This window comes from Mycobacterium sp. UM_WGJ (assembly GCF_000455125.1).
Classification (GTDB): Bacteria; Actinomycetota; Actinomycetes; order Mycobacteriales; family Mycobacteriaceae; genus Mycobacterium.
Window position 1 is genome coordinate 1 of record NZ_AUWR01000022.1, and the last position, 18,035, is coordinate 18,035.

14 protein-coding genes are annotated in these 18,035 nt (G+C 64.2%); 11 read left to right on the forward strand and 3 right to left on the reverse strand.

Translation table 11 applies throughout. The annotated features are described in order from the left end of the window. Window positions 1-255 precede the first annotated feature (255 nt). Window positions 256-3,147, forward strand: a complete 2,892-nt coding sequence (locus tag N416_RS0108515) for an RND family transporter (RefSeq protein ID WP_024441690.1) — start codon at window positions 256-258, stop codon at window positions 3,145-3,147. Window positions 3,148-3,258: 111 nt separating this feature from the next. Here N416_RS0108515 and gjpA read toward each other — a convergent pair whose 3' ends face one another. Then, window positions 3,259-4,173 (reverse strand): outer membrane porin GjpA, encoded by a 915-nt coding sequence (gjpA, locus tag N416_RS22100; RefSeq protein WP_024441691.1) that lies wholly within the window; start codon window positions 4,171-4,173, stop codon window positions 3,259-3,261. A 101-nt stretch (window positions 4,174-4,274) separates the two neighbouring features. Next, on the reverse strand, window positions 4,275-5,087 hold the full coding sequence (locus N416_RS0108525; RefSeq protein WP_024441692.1) for a class I SAM-dependent methyltransferase: 813 nt from the start codon (window positions 5,085-5,087) through the stop codon (window positions 4,275-4,277). A 184-nt stretch (window positions 5,088-5,271) separates the two neighbouring features. On the opposite strand from N416_RS0108525, the gene N416_RS0108530 reads away from it, so the two are divergent. From N416_RS0108530 to N416_RS0108575, 10 genes are all read left to right on the forward strand, one after another. Continuing rightward, the gene (locus N416_RS0108530) at window positions 5,272-6,699 is read left to right on the forward strand and encodes a PPE family protein (RefSeq protein WP_369797588.1); all 1,428 of its coding nucleotides are present in this window, start codon (window positions 5,272-5,274) and stop codon (window positions 6,697-6,699) included. 19 nt (window positions 6,700-6,718) lie between these two features. After that, window positions 6,719-7,588, forward strand: a complete 870-nt coding sequence (locus N416_RS0108535) for a TauD/TfdA family dioxygenase (RefSeq protein WP_024441694.1) — start codon at window positions 6,719-6,721, stop codon at window positions 7,586-7,588. Further along, window positions 7,585-8,148, forward strand: a complete 564-nt coding sequence (locus tag N416_RS0108540) for an FcoT family thioesterase (RefSeq protein WP_024441695.1) — start codon at window positions 7,585-7,587, stop codon at window positions 8,146-8,148. The genes N416_RS0108535 and N416_RS0108540 overlap by 4 nt, the downstream gene beginning before the upstream one ends. Window position 8,149: 1 nt before the next feature. Further along, window positions 8,150-9,706, forward strand: coding sequence for a fatty acid--CoA ligase FadD10 (fadD10, locus tag N416_RS0108545; protein WP_036457565.1), 1,557 nt, complete (start codon window positions 8,150-8,152; stop codon window positions 9,704-9,706). Next, complete coding sequence (locus N416_RS0108550) at window positions 9,687-9,944, forward strand: acyl carrier protein (RefSeq protein WP_036457566.1); 258 nt, start codon at window positions 9,687-9,689, stop codon at window positions 9,942-9,944. Before fadD10 ends, N416_RS0108550 begins: the two co-directional genes overlap by 20 nt. Then, window positions 9,931-14,070, forward strand: coding sequence for an AMP-binding protein (locus N416_RS0108555; RefSeq protein WP_051190220.1), 4,140 nt, complete (start codon window positions 9,931-9,933; stop codon window positions 14,068-14,070). The genes N416_RS0108550 and N416_RS0108555 overlap by 14 nt, the downstream gene beginning before the upstream one ends. Then, window positions 14,067-14,426 (forward strand): heavy-metal-associated domain-containing protein, encoded by a 360-nt coding sequence (locus N416_RS21470; RefSeq protein WP_052739858.1) that lies wholly within the window; start codon window positions 14,067-14,069, stop codon window positions 14,424-14,426. Before N416_RS0108555 ends, N416_RS21470 begins: the two co-directional genes overlap by 4 nt. 405 nt (window positions 14,427-14,831) lie before the next feature. Then, window positions 14,832-16,244 (forward strand): wax ester/triacylglycerol synthase family O-acyltransferase, encoded by a 1,413-nt coding sequence (locus tag N416_RS0108565; RefSeq protein WP_024441700.1) that lies wholly within the window; start codon window positions 14,832-14,834, stop codon window positions 16,242-16,244. 118 nt (window positions 16,245-16,362) lie between these two features. Further along, window positions 16,363-16,884 (forward strand): DUF5994 family protein, encoded by a 522-nt coding sequence (locus tag N416_RS0108570; RefSeq protein WP_046300271.1) that lies wholly within the window; start codon window positions 16,363-16,365, stop codon window positions 16,882-16,884. A gap of 226 nt (window positions 16,885-17,110) precedes the next feature. Beyond that, entirely contained in the window at window positions 17,111-17,410 is a 300-nt protein-coding gene (locus N416_RS0108575; RefSeq protein ID WP_024441702.1) for a hypothetical protein, read from the forward strand. On the opposite strand, the gene hpt is transcribed toward N416_RS0108575, so the two are convergent. Beyond that, complete coding sequence (gene hpt / locus N416_RS0108580) at window positions 17,401-18,027, reverse strand: hypoxanthine phosphoribosyltransferase (protein WP_155943340.1); 627 nt, start codon at window positions 18,025-18,027, stop codon at window positions 17,401-17,403. The genes N416_RS0108575 and hpt overlap by 10 nt on opposite strands. Window positions 18,028-18,035: the final 8 nt, after the last annotated feature.

Here is an 18,035-nt window from a genome sequence, read left to right on the forward strand (position 1 = left end):
CCCCCGACGAAAGCCGGGGCGTCACCCCATACCGTCTAACGGCTGATCATCCCTGACAGACCCGCCAGCCCGCCGACTACGGATTCGGGCTGCGAGCGTGGGAACTTTCCACGTACTCCGTCCGACCCATTAGGCGATGACTTGCCCCAGCGCTGGAGGACGCGTCGACCCCCGGGATCATGAACTAGGCCACCGATCTGTGGTGCCCACTTGAAGCTCCCGGCATCAATGACAGCCTCGGCTGGTCCTAGCATCATGTGGCCGGCATCGACCCCGCCTTCCTCTGCCAAACGCTCCAGCCTTGCCACATGTATTCGACGCCTAGCCGTCCCGATCATTCTCGGATGGATTGCCATCGTCGTTGTGCTGAGCACCGGGGTGCCGCCGCTGGAAGTCGTGGGCCAGATGCGCTCGGTGCCGATGAGTCCGGATTTCGCGCCGTCGGTGACCGCGATGAAGCGGGTCGGTCACGTCTTCGACGAGTACACCTCCGACAGTTCGGCGATGATTCTCCTCGAGAGCCGACAGCCACTCGGCGATGATGCGCACCGCTATTACGACGCTCTGATCAGCAGGCTCAGCGCCGACACCGCTCATGTCGAGCATGTCCAGGACTTCTGGGGTGATCCACTGACCGCCGCCGGGGCGCAGAGCAACGACGGCAGGGCGGCCTACGTACAGGTCTACCTGGCCGGCAACCAGGGCGAGACGCTGGCGAACGAATCGCTGGAGGCGGTCCGCAATCTCGTCGCCGAGGTGGACGCCCCACCGGAGGTGACCACGTATGTCACCGGCCCGGCGGCGCTGGCGGCCGACGAGCAGGTGGCCGGTGACCACAGCGCGCAAGTCATCGTGGGTCTCACGTTCTTGGTCATCACCGCGATGATTCTTTTGGTGTATCGGTCAGTGAGCACCGGGCTGATTGTCTTGGCATTGGTGTTTCTGGCACTCGCCGCGGCGCGCGGCGTGGTGGCCTGGCTCGCGTACTTCCATCTCATCGGCCTGACGACTTTCGCAACGAACCTTCTGGTCACCTTGGCCATAGCTGCCGCGACCGACTACGCGATCGTTCTGGTCGGCCGCTACCAAGAGGCCCGCACTGCAGGTGAAGACCGTGAGACGGCGTACCACACCATGTTCGACGGCACCGCGCACGTGATCCTGGCCTCGGGATCGACGATCGCCGGCGCCACATTCTGTCTGCACTTCACGCGGCTCCCCTATTTTCAGACGCTCGGTATCCCCCTGGCCGCCGGCATGGTCGTCGCCATGCTTGTGGCGCTGACCCTCGGTCCGGCAATCATCACCGTCGCCAGTCGGCGCGGGCTGCTGGAACCCAAGCGGGCGATGCGGATCCGCGGCTGGCGCAAACTCGGTGCGGTCATCGTTCGTTGGCCGGCTCCGGTTCTCGTGGCGAGCATGGCGCTGACCCTTATCGGTCTGGTCGCCCTGGCGGGCTACCGCACCAGCTACAACGAACGCCGGTACCTACCTGCGGACCTGCCTTCCACCGCCGGCTATGCGGCCGCCGAGCAGCACTTCTCCACCGCGCGGATGAATCCCGAAGTGTTGCTGGTGGAGACGGATCGGGATCTGCGTAATCCGGCGGACTTCCTGGTGATCGACAAGATCGCCAAGGCGGTTGTGCGGCAACCGGGGATAAGCCGGGTACAGACGATTACCCGGCCGGCTGGCACACCGCTGAAGTTCAGCACGCTGCCTGCTCAGCTCAGCCTTCAGGGCACCCTGCAGGTCCTGAATCAGGGCTACCTGCGGGACCGAATGAGCGAGTTTGGCTCAAGCGCCGAAGACCTGCAGCGCAGCATCGACACCATGCAGCGGATGCAGCTGTTGATGACCGAGATGAGCGCCACCACCCACAGCATGGTCGGCAAGACACACCAATTGGCCGACGACACCGCGGAATTACGCGACCACCTCGCCGACTTCGACGATTTCATGCGGCCGCTGCGCAGCTACCTATACTGGGAACCACATTGCTTCGGCATCCCGGCATGCTGGTCTCTACGATCGATTTTCGATGCCCTCGACGGCCCCGACGTGTTGACCGGCGACATCGATCGATTGCTGCCCGAACTCGACCGGCTCGATGCGCTAGTGCCACAAATGATTGAGCAGTTGCCCGGACAGATTCAGGCATTGACGTCGACGAGGACAACCATGCTGACCATGCACTCCGCGCAGAACGGCCTGCTCGACCAAACCGCGGTCATGCTGGACAACCAGTCGGCTATGGGCACCGCTTTCAACGACTCCCAGAACGACGACACGTTCTATCTGCCACCGGAGGTGTTCGGCAACCAGGAGTTCCAGCGCGGCCTGAAGGTGTTTGTGTCACCTGACGGCCACGCCGTCCGGTTCATCGTCACCCATGACGGCGATCCCCTGACACCGGAAGGGATCAAACACGTCGACGGCATCAAGCAGGCCGCCAAGGAGGCGATGAAGGGCACGCCGCTGGAGGGGTCGAAGATCTACGTCGGCGGTACGGCATCGGTGTTCAAGGACATGCAGCAGGGCAACAACTACGACCTGCTGGCGGTCGGGATCGCCGCACTGTGTCTGATCTTCATCATCATGCTGGTCATCACCAGAAGCGCGATCGCCGCCGCGGTTATCGTCGGAACCGTGCTGGCGTCACTGGGGGCGTCTTTTGGCCTGTCGATCCTGTTGTGGCAGCACATTATCGGCTTGGAGCTGCACTTCATGGTGATGGCGATGTCGCTGATCATCCTGCTGGCCGTGGGCTCGGACTACAACCTGCTGTTGGTGGCGAGGTTCAAAGAGGAGATCCACGCCGGGCTGAACACCGGAATCATCCGGGCGATGGGCGGCACTGGCTCGGTGGTGACCTCGGCCGGCGTGGTGTTCGCCCTGACGATGCTGTCGATGGCCGTCAGTGATCTGACAGTCGTGGCACAGATCGGAACGACGATCGCCATCGGTCTGCTCTTCGACACCTTGGTGATTCGCTCGTTCGTGATGCCTTCTCTGGCTGCCCTGCTCGGCAGGTGGTTCTGGTGGCCGCAACGGGTTCGCCCGCGTCCATTCCCGGCCCTCTGGCCGAATCCGAATACGGTTGGGCAGCGCGAAGATGCACCACCAGCGCCACAAACCGTGGGCTGATCCAACCTTTGGCGGCGACGACGTTCCGCGGCCAGTCGTGATCGCCAAAAGCGGGCGCTTCCGGTATGGAGCGCCCGCTTTGGGTGACTACTGCCCGAAAATGACTTCTTGTCAGCCCATCCCGGCGGCGAACATCTCCACCAGATTGACCAACGACGCGATGAGCCCGACACCCTCACCCGGGGCCAGGTAGGGCATTCCCATCCCTTGCATCTGCAGATCGAGACCAAGCGAGTTGTAGAGCGAACCGCCGACGTTGCCGGCGTCTGTTTCTCCCGGCGTGAGCAGACCGCCAAAGGCGAAACTGGCGCCGAGGACCGCATTGCCTTCCGGAACCTGCAGAACGTCGTTCAACAACGGCACCAACGCATCGAGGTCTAACGTTGCCCCGTTGAAGAACGCGCCCACGACGTTGGCCGGAGCGGCCAGCAGCCCTTGCAACGCCGCCTCGAGGTCTCCTGCGCCGACACTGTCGACGATCGATCCGATGCTGTTGATCAGTTCTACCCCGGGGCTGACAAGCGGGCCGATGAGCCCCATCAGGACACCGCTGAGCGGCGAGGACAACAGGGTCAGGAACGTTGCCGCGGGTTCCACCGGGTCGATCTGCGGGATCCCCATGCCGAAGTCCATCCCGGCCAGATACTGCAGGCCCCAAAGATGATTCCAGTCGAGGGTCTGAGCGGCCAACTCCGAACCCTCTGGCGTTGCCACGTCGACACCGAGGAACGTCGCCGCAGCGAACTGCCCTTCCAGCGTGTCGGCAAACCCGCCTAGAGCGTCCTTGATCGCGTCAAAGACCTGCGACCCGTTGGCCACCGTGGCGTTGAGGACATCCACCCACGGACCGAACGGGTCGATCGAAGCGGCGAGTTGCACCGCGGGCGTTGCGGTGCCGCCAGACAGCGCGGGGGTCGCGGGGCTGACCGCGAGTATTCCGGTAACGGCTAACGCGGCGCCGGCGACCATCAATCCCCGATTGCTGAGTTCTGCTGTGCTGACCTGAGAGTGGCGAAACTGTGTCATGACCAATAAGTCGAGCCGATATGAAAAAAGTTCCAGGCTTCGATAAGAATCACTCAAGTCCCCGGATTCTTGTGGCTGACATCACACTCCGGGGGGGGCGATCAGCCGAATTCGACCAGGTTGGTCGGGGCGCGGAACCGGCTCAGGAGCTTGGACCGATAGGCCAACGCAAGTGCCCTGCCGACCACCCTGCCTCGCCCGGGCGGTACACCCAGCTCAGAGACAGCGTGAACGCCAGGCACCGCACGCAGCTCGCAGTAGTCCTTCGCCGTGAACCAGAAGGGCATTGGAGGCGCCGTGTAGTTGTCGCTGAGCTTGATCCCGCGACGCGAGCGTGAGTAGGAGCTCAGCAGTCTCGGGACACTGTCGAAGATCATCCGGCCGCCCGGAAACCTCTCGGCGCAGGCGGCGAGCAGAGCAAACACCGCTTCGCGATCCAGATACTGCAACAACCCCTCGGCCGTGATCAACACCCCGGCGGAGTCGTCGACCTGGTCCATCCACGAGTAGTCGAGTGCCGACCGGGCACACGAGCGCAGCCGGTCTGATGCCGGCAGCAACAGTTCACGAAGTGCGATGATGGGTTCCAAATCCACCGAAAGCCAGTTCAACTGGCCGTTGTCGACACGCCAGAAGCTTGTCTGCAGACCCTCCGCAAGGGCAACGACAGTCGCGCGGGGATGCACCGCCAGGTACTCGCGGGTGGCCTGGTCGAACACCAATGCCCGCATCGCGGTGGCCTGGTGAATCCTGCCGAAGTCGGCGTAATCGTAATCAAGACTGTTGAACAACTCGATCGCCATGGGATCGTCGATCACCCCGTCGGGCCGCTTAGCCTCGGCCGCCCGCTGATACAGCGTGAGCAATGCCGTCTCCGATATCCCCTCAAGATGACGGGCGTCAATGACTGGCACGCCTTCAGACCGTACCCGCCGGACCCCCGTGAGTCGCTGCGAGAAACCTAACCGTGATCGACCGGAACTTTTTGATTCTCACATCCGACCACCTCGGTGGCGGGAACTGGCCCGCACCTTGCGTTCCGCGCAATCCACGACATCAGAGGAGGTGCCATCCTTGACCGCCCCGATCTGGATGGCAATGCCTCCCGAAACGCACTCCGCCATGCTTGCCGCCGGACCAGGGCCAGGACCTCTGTTGGCAGCCGCCGCGGAATGGCAGCGGCTCAGCGTCATCTACGACGACACCGCCGCCGGACTGACCCGGGTACTGGCCGCGGTGCAAAGCAGCCACTGGCAGGGCCCGAGCGCCACGGCGTATCTGTCCGCGCACACCCCGTACCTGACCTGGTTGGAACAAGCGGCCGCCGACAGTGCCACGACTGCTGCACAACACCAGACGGCTGCCTCCGCATACAGCGCCGCAGTGGCCTCGATGCCCAGCCTCGACGAGCTGGCCGCCAACCACGCGGTTCACACGGTGCTGCTCGCCACGAACTTCTTCGGAGTGAACACCGTCCCGATCGCCGCTAACGAGGCCGACTACACGCGGATGTGGGTGCAGGCCGCCGAGACCATGTCCGTATATCAGGGCACCGCCACTGCAGCCGTCGCAGCGAACCCGCAGATCCGGCCCGCTCCACCCATCGTCTCCAACCCCGCCGCGGCCACCTCCCCAGCAGGCGCTGAAGACCCCAATTGGCTACAGGAGCTGACCCGCCTCATCACTGAACTTCTCGACAATGCCGGCAATGTCGAAGAATTGCTGCGCATCTTCGAGGACTTCTTCCAGAACCTGGGTTTCAACCCGGTGATCGCTACCTTCTTGGCGGCGGTCGCGTTGATCGCCTACGACGTGTTGTGGTATCCCTACTACGCGTCATACGGCTTGCTGCTGTTGCCGTTCTTCGCTCCCGCGCTCAGCGCGCTGAGCGCCTTGAAGTTGCTGCCGCTGCTGAACGGCCAACAGATCCCGGCTGATAAAGGACCAGCCATCGTCGCTCCGTTGGCCGGTGAGGGAAGCGTGGACATCCCCGTTACGGCGATTGCGGCACCGCCCGCTGCGGCCGGCTCCTCCGCTGGCCTGGGCGGCACCGCCGGTGCACCAGGACCGAGCGCACCCGCCGTCATCCCGAGCCCCGACGGCGTTGCCGCGCTGATCCCCTATGTCGTCTCCGGCTGGGGACCACCCGGCGTCGAGACCGGCCCCAAAGACGATATGACTGCCTCCAACAGCGTCGCGGCTTCCAGCCGCACGACCGCTCCGCGGACCGTCGCCGCTGATGTCCGCGGCCGGCGCAATCGACGCAGCACAGGGCGGGTTCGTATGCACGGCAACCGTTACGAGTTCCTCCAAGCTGGCGACGGCGCTGTCATGGCCACGGAGTCCGATGCCCGCCCCGCCGAACGCCCCGAGGCCATCGCAGCAGTGGTCGCCTCCACTCGCGCCGCTGGACTCACGGGACACGCTGACGAGATCCGGCGAGTACCGATGTTGCCCACCAGCTGGAGCGCCTCCGACCAGGTGGAGCAACTGACCCAACCGATGAAGGAGGGAAAAGAAGAATGAGCAAGGAAAGCCACCTCGGATGACACTGACCGTCACCGGCACCGGCCTTGGAGCGCAGATCACCGGGGTGGACCCCAATGATCTGAGCAACATCACCCGCGACGAAATTCGCGAGATCGTATACGCCAACAAGCTCGTCATCATCAAAGGCGTTCACCCCTCGCCGGAGCAGTACCTCCAGCTCGGCAGAATCATCGGCGACATCGTGCCCTATTACGAATCCATGTACCACCATTACGAGTTTCCGGAGATCTTCGTGTCCTCCACCGAGGAACACCAAGGCGTTCCGCGAACCGGCGCGTTCTGGCACATCGACTACATGTTCATGCCGGAGCCGTTCGCGTTCTCAATGGTGTTACCCCTGAACGTTCCCGGACCTGACCGCGGTACCTATTTCATCGACCTCAATCAAGCCTGGGCGTCGGTACCAACCGCCCTACAGGACGCTGCCCGCGGAACATGGAGCACCCATGATCCACGGCGGCACATCAAAATCCGTCCCGACGATGTCTACCGACCGATCGGGGAAGTGTGGGACGAAATTACCCGGACCACGCCGCCCATCAAATGGCCGACCGTGATCCGGCACCCGAAGACGGGCGAAGAGATTCTCTACATCTGCGCGTCGGGGACCACCAAGATTGAGGACCAGGAATCCCGAGCGCTCGAACCGTCGGTGCTCCAGGAGCTGATGGCCGCCACCGGGCAACTTGATCCCGAGTTCACACACCCCTTCATTCATACCCAACACTACGAGGTAGGAGACATCATCTTGTGGGACAACCGAGTTCTGATGCATCGAGCCAAACACGGCAGTTCCGCGGGTACCTTGACGACCTATCGGCTGACAATGCTCGACGGGCTCAAGACCCCGGGATACCCGGCATGAGCGCCACCGGTTCGATGCCCCCAGCCTTGACCGACGCGACCCCGATCGCCGAGAACCTCTTGTCCAAGGTGCTGGAGCCTTACGCCTACAAGGGGTGCCGGTATCTGATCGATGCCGAAGCCCAAGCTGACACCGATTCGGTGTTGGCTCAAGGAAGTTTCTCGATCGCCGAATCCGCCTATATCCGCAGCACCGGCCATTTCAATGCAGTCGAATTGGTGCTGTGCTTCAATCAGCTCGCCTACTCTGCTTTCGCGCCCGCCATCGCCGACGGCGTGATCCCCGCGTTCCATGGTTGGACATTCGACGACTACTGCAAGCACCAGCTCTCCAGCATGTACATCAGAACGTCGTCGTCACGGTTCAGAAGACCGATTGATGCCACCAAGTTCCAGGCGCGGCTGCACTGCCACAACCTGGAGATCGTCGAACGCACGGTGCGGTATCTGCGCGTGCCATGCGCCATTGAGTTCTGGGATGAGCACGGCGGCTCGGCGTATGGCGAGTTTGAGCTAGCTGCCCTGAACATCCCGGGATGCCAGCCAGAACGAGCCCGCTGACATGAGGACGCAAGCCCCCTCCAGCATGCTGGAGCGCATTCTCGAACACGTTCGCCAACGGCCCGACGCGATCGCGTTGCGCCGTTGCGATGGAACCGGTTTGGTGAGCTACCGCGATATGGCCGCGGAGTGGGACAGGCTGGCCGGCGCACTGCACCAGCAAGGGGTGTCGCAGGGATCGCGAGTGCTGGTCATATCCGACAACGGGCCGCAGACCTACCTCGCGGTCCTGGCGTGCGCCCGGCTCGGCGCCATTGCCGTTCTGGTTGACGGCGACCTGCCGGTGGCCACCATCGATCGGTTCGCCCAGATGACCGATCCCTCCGCAATGCTGCGCACGGCCGGTACCAGGATGCCCACCGCGGGCCTACCGGACCGCCTGGCAGCGATCCCGGCACTGTCGGTTGCCGACGGTCAACCTTTTCGCAACCCACCGGGGAGCCTGGGTCATCCGGGCGGAGCCGCCGATGATCCCGTAGCGATGATCTTCACCAGCGGAACCACGGGTGAACCCAAGGCTGTGTTGTTGGCCAACCGAACTTTCTACGCCGTTGCCGACATTCTGCGAGCGGAGGGTTTGACGTGGATCGACTGGGTGATCGGCGAGACGGCGTATTCGCCGTTGCCGGCAACGCATATCGGCGGGTTGTGGTGGATCCTGAACTGCCTGATGCAGGGCGTGTCATGTGTCACCGGCGGCGAGACCGGCGCGTCGTTGCTGGAGATCCTCTCGGTCAATGACGTCGCCACGGTTTGTCTGGTCCCCACGCTGCTGTCACGCCTGGTGGCCGAATTGAAGGCGACCGGAGCACCGGTGCCGGCCTCGCTGCGCTTCCTGGGCTACGGCGGATCCAGGGCTATCGCATCGGACGTACATTACGTCGAGGCTGCCGGGGTCCGAACCGCACAGGTCTATGGCCTGAGTGAAACCGGTTGCACCGCACTGTGCCTTCCCACCGGGCCGGGTTCGATCGACGCCATCGAGGCGGGTGCTGTCGGCAGGCCGTATCCGGGTGTAGAGGTTCATCTCGACGGCGACGGCAGTGGGCCAACGGGGCCTTCGGCATCGTCGGGCACCCTGTGGATCAGATCGCCGGCAAACATGCTCGGATACTGGAACAACCCCGACCGCACCGCTGAAACGCTGCGCGACCGGTGGGTCAACACGGGCGACCTGCTCGACGCAGGCAGCGACGGCCTGTTCTATATCCGCGGACGAGCGTCGGAGATGATCATCTGCGGCGGCGTTAACGTGGCTCCCGATGAGGTCGACCGGGTCGCGGAGTCGGTCAGCGGTGTCCGCGACGCCGCTTGCTACGAGATTCCCGATCCGGAATTCGGTGCGCTGGTAGGGCTGGCGGTGGTCGCCGCGGAGAATCTGGACGAGGCAGGCGCCCGCGCCCTTAAGCAGTCGATCGCGGCCCGATACCGCAGCGAGGTGGAATCTGCTGCGCGCCCGTCGACGATCGTCTTGGTCACCAGCATTCCGAGAACCCAATCAGGCAAGGTCATGCGCACGTCGCTGGCCGCGGCGATCGATGCACGCGAACGTGAGTGAGCTTGTTCGGCAGAAGATTCTGGCCGCGGTCTGCGACGTGCTCTACATCGACGAGAGCGACTTCCTCGACGGTGACGCCACCGACCTACGCGACCTCGGATTGGATTCGGTGCGCTTCGTTCTGCTGATGAAACGACTCGGGGTGGACCGCGAGTCCGAACTTCCGGCTCGCTTGGCGCGCGATCTTTCAATCGCAGCCTGGGTTACCGAATTGGGAGATTCCGGTGGGCAGGCCTGACTCGGCGCGCGCGCGGCGCATTCCACTGTCCGTATCCCAGCAGAACATCTACCGGGGGGTGCTGCAGGATGGGGATCCCACGCTGTATCTGATCGGTCGCAGCTACCGGTTGCGTCCAGTCCCGCTTCGAGAATTTCTTCTCGCGCTGCAGGCCTGCGTCCGCAACAACCCAGTGCAGTTATGCGTACTGGAGGAGACCGAGTCGGAGTACCCGGACCTGGTGCCGCGGCTCGCAGTGGACGAGCTGGTGCGGATTGCCGGTCCTGAAATGGATCCGTTGGTCCACGAATGGGATTCGGGCATCCTCGATCGGCCGCTGGTGCGCCACACCGTGCATACCGGCGCGAGCGGCGAAGTCATCGGGCTGGAGGTGCACGCCCATCACATTCTGCTCGACGGCGGCGCAACCGGACTGATCGAAGCCGATCTGGGCCGGTTCTTGTCGGATGGACCCGGTGAAATGCGCGACGTCGCAGCCGGACTGGACCGGCTCGCCGAGGCTCATCGCCGGGAGGCTGAGAAGGTGCGCGCAGCACACGATCGGCTGACCGAATCGGTCCAGCGTGAACTCACCGCTGAGGTCAACATCGGCGGCCAACCACAGTCACCGTCCGCCTCAGGAAGCGCGCGGCGAGGACTGCTGCGTGAATCGATACAGATCTCCGGGGCCGGATACGACGCGATAGCAACGCTGGCCGAACAACAGCAGATCCCGCTGCACATACTGGTGACGGCAGCAGTTGCCGCGGTCGATGCGAGCCGTCGACACAGCGCCGACGCCATGGTGGTGCACGCAGTTGACAATCGATTCGGCGAACCGGCCCTTGATGTGGCTACCTGCCTGGTCAATTCGGTCGCCCAGTCGGTGCGATTTCCGGCGTTCGCCTCAGTGCGAGACCTCGTCAGCGCCTTGGACCGCGGCTATGTGAAGGGAGTGCGTCGCCGCTGGTTTCGCGAAGAGCTCTATCGCCGGATATATCTGACGACCAACCGGGCGCCCCAGATGGAGGCGGTAGCCCTCAACTACCTACAGCAGCCCTGTGCACCCGAACTGCGTCCGTTCCTGAACGGCCTGCCGTCGACAACGGACATCGGGCCGATCGAGTGCCCCACCGTAGCCGTCGTGCACGACGACCTGGGCCGAACACTGAGCCTGTCAATCTGGGATGGCGGCCCCCCGCAAACCCGTGGCGAATCCACGGGAACCGCAGAGCTGATCGCCGAGGCACTGCGACGGTTCCCGACAGGCTGGGATCGACCGGTCGCGATGAGCGTCGGCGCCTGGCTCGAGGTCTGTTCCGACGGCAGCTGCCTGCCTTCCGGGAGCGCAGCCGGGCCTAACGCCGAGACCCCATCGGCTTGGTTTCTGGACACAGCCGCCGACGTCGGCAGTTTGCGCCAACGCCGCCGTTACGTCGACGCATGGATCAGCTGGTTGGTCACCAACGGCGTCGAGCCGGGTGAGGTGCTGGTTCTCGCCGACGACCACACCGACAAGACCCTGGACCTCTTGTTCGCCTGTCACTTGGCCGGCTGTGGGTACAGCGTTTGCGACATCGCAGACGATCTCACCGAGCGCGCCAACGCGATCGCAACGCAAGGCGAAGTCTCGTCGCGGGTCATCGACGTGGCCACGGCCGCGCCTGCGCCAGATCCGGCGATAGTCGACGACCGCCTCCGTCGGGTCCGCAACGACGCCATGTTGGCGAACAGGATCGCGTACGTCATGCCTACCTCGGGCTCCACTGGGGTTCCCAAGTTGGTCCCGATATCCCATGGGGCGCTTGCGCTCTTCTGCCAAGGACATCGCGGCGCCTACGGCTGGCAGTCGAGCGATACCGTCTTGCAGTGCGCGCCGTTGACGTCGGATATCAGTGTCGAGGAGATCTTCGGCGCCGCCCAGTGCGGCGCTGATCTGATTCGGTCATCAGCCGTACGAACCGGCAATCTGCTGCAGCTGGGCGACGACTTCGAGCGACACCGGCCCACCATCCTCGACCTGCCCACCGCGGTCTGGCATCTGTGCTGCGAGGAGCCGGAGATTCTCGAGATTCTGGCAGCATCCGGGTTGCGCCAGATTGTGATCGGCGGCGAAGCAGTTCGCCGGCGTTCACTCGAAAAGTGGCTTGCAGCCGTTGACGTTTCGCATACCGCGTTGATTTCCAGCTACGGCCCGACCGAGGCCACCGTGGTGGTGACCTACCTGCCGCTGAGTGGGCAGGGATCCGTCATCGGATCGGACATCCGGCCGCAGGTGGGTCGCCCGATAGTTTCGAAGACGGTTTTCGTCGCCTTCGGTGAGATCATCGTTGTCGGAGATATGGTTTCGACCGGCTATCTGGGCAGGTCCGGCGCCTTCGGCACCGTGGTCGACGCCGACGGCACCCGACGCCGCGCGTTCGCCACTGCCGACCGCGTCACCTGGGACCGTCAGGGATTTCTGGTGTTCGCTGGCCGCAGGGATGCCGTCGTGAAGCTCGCCGGACGGCGCGTCGACACCGCCGAGATCACCCGCCTTATCGCCGAGGACCCCGCGGTCTGCGATGTCGCCGTCGAGCCCGAGGAGACCCGGCTCGGAGTGTGGTTTCAGACTCTGCTCACCCGTGACGGAGCACAGGATATTGAGGCTCGGGAACGCATTCGAAGCATCCTGCTGGCCGCCCGAGTACCCGGATTCGTGGTGTCGGGGGTCGCCGAGATCCCACGCAAGCCCGGCGGCAAAGTCGACGTCGACCGACTGCCCAGGATCCGACTCGAAAGCACCGGAAACGCAGGAGGTCAAGCGGCCGGCCTGGCCGAACTTTGGAGTCGGTGCCTCGACCGCGAACTACAGCCTCATTCTTCGTTACTGGCTGAAGGCATCGGTTCCCTGGACTTGATCCGCATCCTGCCTGCCACCCGCCGCTACCTCGGGTGGCACCTGTCCCTGCTGGACGTGATCAGCGCCGACAACGCGAGCCGTCTGCTCGAGTACACCGACGGTATCGGGTTGGACGAGGCCACTGCCGCCGAGATCGACGACGATCTCACCCGCCTGACCGCGCCTCCGCCTGCTGTAATACCCGGCCCCCTGGCCAGCGAGACTGGTGCCGTTCTGGTGCTGGGCGCCTCCGGAATTCTCGGCACCGGATTCGCTAGCGCCATAGGCGAGCTGCGCGCCAATGGATTCGCCTCCGAGCTGATCCTGGCAACCACATCGAACCTGCCGGACGCCGACCCTTGGCGCTCACTGGCCGGCGTCGAGGGCGTTCGTATCAAACGCATCGCACCAGAAGGAATTTCCGATCTGATACGCACCACTTCAGCTGCGACCGTGGTGAATGCCATCGGTAACACCAACGTGGTGGTGCCATATCGCGAGTTGCGACCTGCCAATGTGGCGGCGGTAGCAGACATCGTTGCGGCCTGCGCGGCTCACGGCGCCGGGCTGGTGCATCTGTCGACCTCGGTGGTGAACGCGCAAATCGCTGCACCGCAGGTCGTCGATCCGCGCGCCGCCCCCTATCCCTACGCGGCGTCCAAGGCGCTGGCTGAGCTGATCGTCGCGCGCAGTGCGCCGAATCTGGACTTCACCCTGGTGCGGCTGCCGCGGGTGCTGGGAGAACCGCATCAACTGCGTACGTCCGCCGACATTCTGGTCGCATTGGCGGATGCATGTGCGGCGCTGGGTGCTCACCCGGCCGTGTCGTTGACCGAGGAAGTCACCGTTGGCCGCTCGGCAGCGGCTGCCCTCCTGGGCACGCTCTCGACTTCCCTGGGCCGCACCATCACCGTGCTGCGGGGCACGCCCGTCGAGTACTCGGAGTTTCTCGCCCGCTTCGGCGCCCGGGAGTGCGATGTCGACCAGTGGAAGCAGCTTCTCGACGACAGTGATTGGGCACGGTGCAATCCATGCCGGTGGGCGGTCATCGACGCCTGGCTCACCCTCGGGATGGGACTCGGCGAGCGTTCGTACGCGCAGTACCTGGCAGGCCACGCGACTGTCGACCTGACGGTAGACGGGGTCACCGAGTTGTTTGCCACGCCTGCGCCGCTGGCCGAACTTGTGGCTCACGGCCGTTCATCGGAACCGGACAGCGCCGCCCAGCGACTACTTACAGAGGGATTGAAGGAGGAGAGGCCTTGACCGACATTCGACGGATCCAACTCGATGTGACGGGCATGACCTGCCGGATGTGCTCGGCGCACATCGAGCTAAAGCTGAACACGATCAACGGCGTGCGGGCCTCGGTGGACTTCCCGACCGCGACCGCCACGATCGACGCGGATTCCACCGTCGATGTCGCTGAACTGTGCGGGGCCATTGCAGACGCGGGTTACCAGGGTGAGCTGCGGTGGGAGCGGCCGCGCACCGCTGAGGACTTAGCGATCTCCGGCGGTCCCATCAAGCGAATCGCGCGCCTGACCCGGCTCTTCTCCAGGGGCCGGCGCATGCGAAACGCCGGTATTCGAACGCCGCACGCCGCAACACCGATTCGCTGATCAGCGGGGCCTCTGACAGAGCCGGCAGAAGGCGGCCGGCCAAGCGCAAGAACCGCGCCGCTCACATCGATCCGGTCCCGGTGGCCGACCAAGCCGGCGAGCTGAGACAACGACCAGCGTGAGGCGTACGGTTGATTCCAGCGGTGAAGCTCCACCTCATCCGATCGAAGCCACATTCTTTGCGGATCCGCAGGGCGGGCACTCCAGCCTCCCAATCGCAACGAGGTGCCACTGCACCACCGCGACCAGCGGGATCATCGCCGACCTGAAGGTGCGAGGCGAAGGCAACCCTCCGCGGTATCTGGGCCTGAATCAACGAGATTCGCCCAGCCGAACCGATGCTCTCGCCGAAAGCCATTGCTGCACCACTGATGGTGCTCACTTTCTGTCTGGAGCTGTGCCTTGATGTTGATCCCCATGTCCCCGACCGATTCGATGTTCTTGCTGGCCGAATCGGACAATCGCCAGATGCAGGTGGGTGGGCTTGCCATGTTCACCCCGCCCGAAGGTGCCTGTGCCTTGGATGTCCGTCAGATGTTCGCGGCAGCCGTCGCTCGCAACGAAGTCGCCGGCATGTGGCGCAAACGGGCTCGCCGCTCAGTGCTGTCGCTGGGACAGTGGGGCTGGGACAGTGGCACCGACGTCGACCTCCACCATCATGTGCAGTATTCGGCGCTGCCGCGGCCCGCCGGACTGCGGGAGTTGTGGACGCTGGTGTCGTGGCTGCACGCGATCCCGCTGGACCGGGATCGGCCGCTGTGGGAGATGCACCTGATCGAAGGCCTCGCCGACGGCCGCTATGCCGTGTACATCAAGGTCCACCATGCGCTCACCGACGGAGTTTCCGCGATGGGGATGCTGCGTGCGGCGTTGAGTCCTGACCCGTCTCGCCGCGGTCAGCCTGCGTTGTGGGAGCCGGCCGACACGCGCTCCGCGTCTGCACCGGACTCGACGTCGAGCGGTTCGCTGGCGGGGCGGGCGACGGCGGCGATCTGGGACGGAGCACGCGATGCCGCGGGGTTGCTGCCGGCACTCGCAGGCACGCTGGTGCAGGCCCTGCGCCAGCGCGGCGGCGCGCTGTCGCTGGTCGCACCGCACACCATGTTCAATGTGGCGATTGACAGTGCCCGGTCCTTCACCGGGGGCTCGTGGCAGCTGGAACGATTGCAGTTGGTCGCCAAACACAGCGATGCAACGGTCAACGATGTGGTGCTGGCCATGTGCGCCGGCGCCCTGCGCAACTACCTGACCACTAGGAAAGCGCTGCCGTTGGCGTCGCTGGTGGCGATGATCCCGGTCTCACTGCGGCTGCCCGGGCCTGCGGCCGGCCGGGACGACACCGGCAACAGAATCGGGTCTCTGATGTGCGGCCTGGCCACCGACCTGGCCGATTCCGGCGAGCGACTGCTGTCGGTGCGGAACAGCATGCACGAGGGCAAGACCGCGCTGGGTGCGCACAGTCAGCTGCAGGTCCTCGCGATGAGTGCGCTGGGTGCCACACCACTGGCGTTGGGCATGCTCTTCGGTCAGCACAGGCTGCTGCGGCCCCCGAACGTGATGATCTCGAACGTGACCGGATCTAAGGTGCCCTTGTACTGGAACGGCGCCCGACTCGACGAGCTCTATCCCCTGTCGATCCCAGTCGACGGGCAGGCACTCAACATCACCTGCACGAGCACCGACGATACGATTGCGTTCGGGCTTACCGGCTGCCGCGAAGCCGTTCCCGGAATGAGTGAGCTGACCAGACTTCTCGGCGAAGAACTCCGCTTGCTCGAGCACGCCGCAGGGCTGAGCACGCCGATCGGGCGCCCCTAAGCCAAGGTGCGGGTAGGGTATGGCATATCGGCGGTATTCCGCATCTGACCGTTCTGGGTTGTATCGCCGCCGATCTGAAGGTAGCCGGCCGGTTCGCGGCCCAGTCAGGAGCGTCGTTATGACGCAGCAATATTTCCACTCAGCAACGGGCCGACACCCGACACCGCCGCAACGCAGGCCACGGTTGCGCCTGAAGCCAAAGGCGCCGCAGACCGGACAGGTCGACGGGGCATGGTGGCCATGGAGTGGCACTCTCACCACCGAGCTCCCTGACCTGCTCTCGGTGTTATCGACTCGAATCGGGAGCATTCAACGAGTGCGATACAACCTCGACGAGTGGGCGCCGGCACCTGCCAAACTCCGCACCGACGGACGAACGGTGCAACTCCATGGCTACGAACGGCAGCCGGTCAACACGCTGGAGGTTCTCGGTGCCGACCGGAACCGGATCCTCTTGCTCGTGGTTCCCCCTCGGACCAAGCCCGACCAGGCGCACGAGACGATGATGAACGCGGCGGCACCCAACAACGACTCAAGCGTCGACGCACTTCTGGTGATCAGTGACCGCGAAAGGGCAACGCGCACCACACGAGCCCACGCGGAAGACCAATGGGTTGCCGGACGCGGCGTCCCCGGTTAGCCGGCCCGTCCTCAGTTGATTCGCTTGGGCCGACGGCTGACCCGGAGCCGGTTCTGCCGTATCAGCGCACGGTTTACGCCATTGTTCCCGACGCCGACGGCGAAATCGACATGAGTTTGGCTCTCAGTGCCACCGTGGCGACGCCGGCAGTCTCGTCAGCTGCTGAATATCTTTCGAGACAAAGCACTTTCGTTCACAAGACAATCAACAAACAAGGAAAACAAACGTGAAAACCCAAACAAGACCCGAAGAGGCGACGGCGTTGCCGGCCACGGCGATCAGAGACGATGGCAGCAATAACGGTGCTATCTGGCTGTGGCGCATTGTCGATGAGTTCACTGCCGAGCTCTCCGTCGCTGATTGCCACACCATCTACACCGCCATCTCCAGCGGCCTGGCTGACGGCTGGCTGCCCACCAGCACCGAGATTGCCAACCTGGTGGACTTTGCCCGACAGCAGGCGGTCGCAGCGGAGCACGATTCCTTCGCCAGAAGGCCCCGCCCTTCTAGCGGGACTCAGCCCTGATAGACCCGCGGGTCCAGGGTGCCGATGTAGGGCAGGTCGCGGTAGCGCTCGGCGTAGTCGAGGCCGTAACCGACCACGAAGTCGTTCGGGATGTCGAAGCCCACGTAGGTGATGTCGACGCCGGCACCCAACGCATCGGGTTTGCGCAGCAGGGTGCACACCCGAAGGGACCGGGGCCGGCGGGTGGCCAGATTGCGCAGCAGCCACGACAGGGTCAGGCCGGAGTCCACGACGTCCTCGACGATCAACACGTCGCGGTCGCTGATGTCGCGGTCGAGGTCCTTGAGGATGCGCACCACCCCCGACGACGACGTCGACGAACCATAGGAGCTGACCGCCATGAACTCGAACTGCGTGGGCAGCGGAATCGCCCGGGCAAGATCGGTGACGAACAGCACCGCGCCCTTGAGCACGGTGATCAGCAGCAGGTCGCCGCTCTCGGCGCTGCCCTCGGCGTAGTCGGCGGCGATCCGCGCAGCGAGTTCGGCAGTGCGGGTCCGGATCTGCTCCTCGGTCAGCAACACCGATTTGATGTCACCCGCGTACAACTCGGGTTTTCCCCCCGGCAAGATCGCAGCCACCAGCACAGCGTGCCATGGCAGGAGTTCGACAACCAACTGCAGCG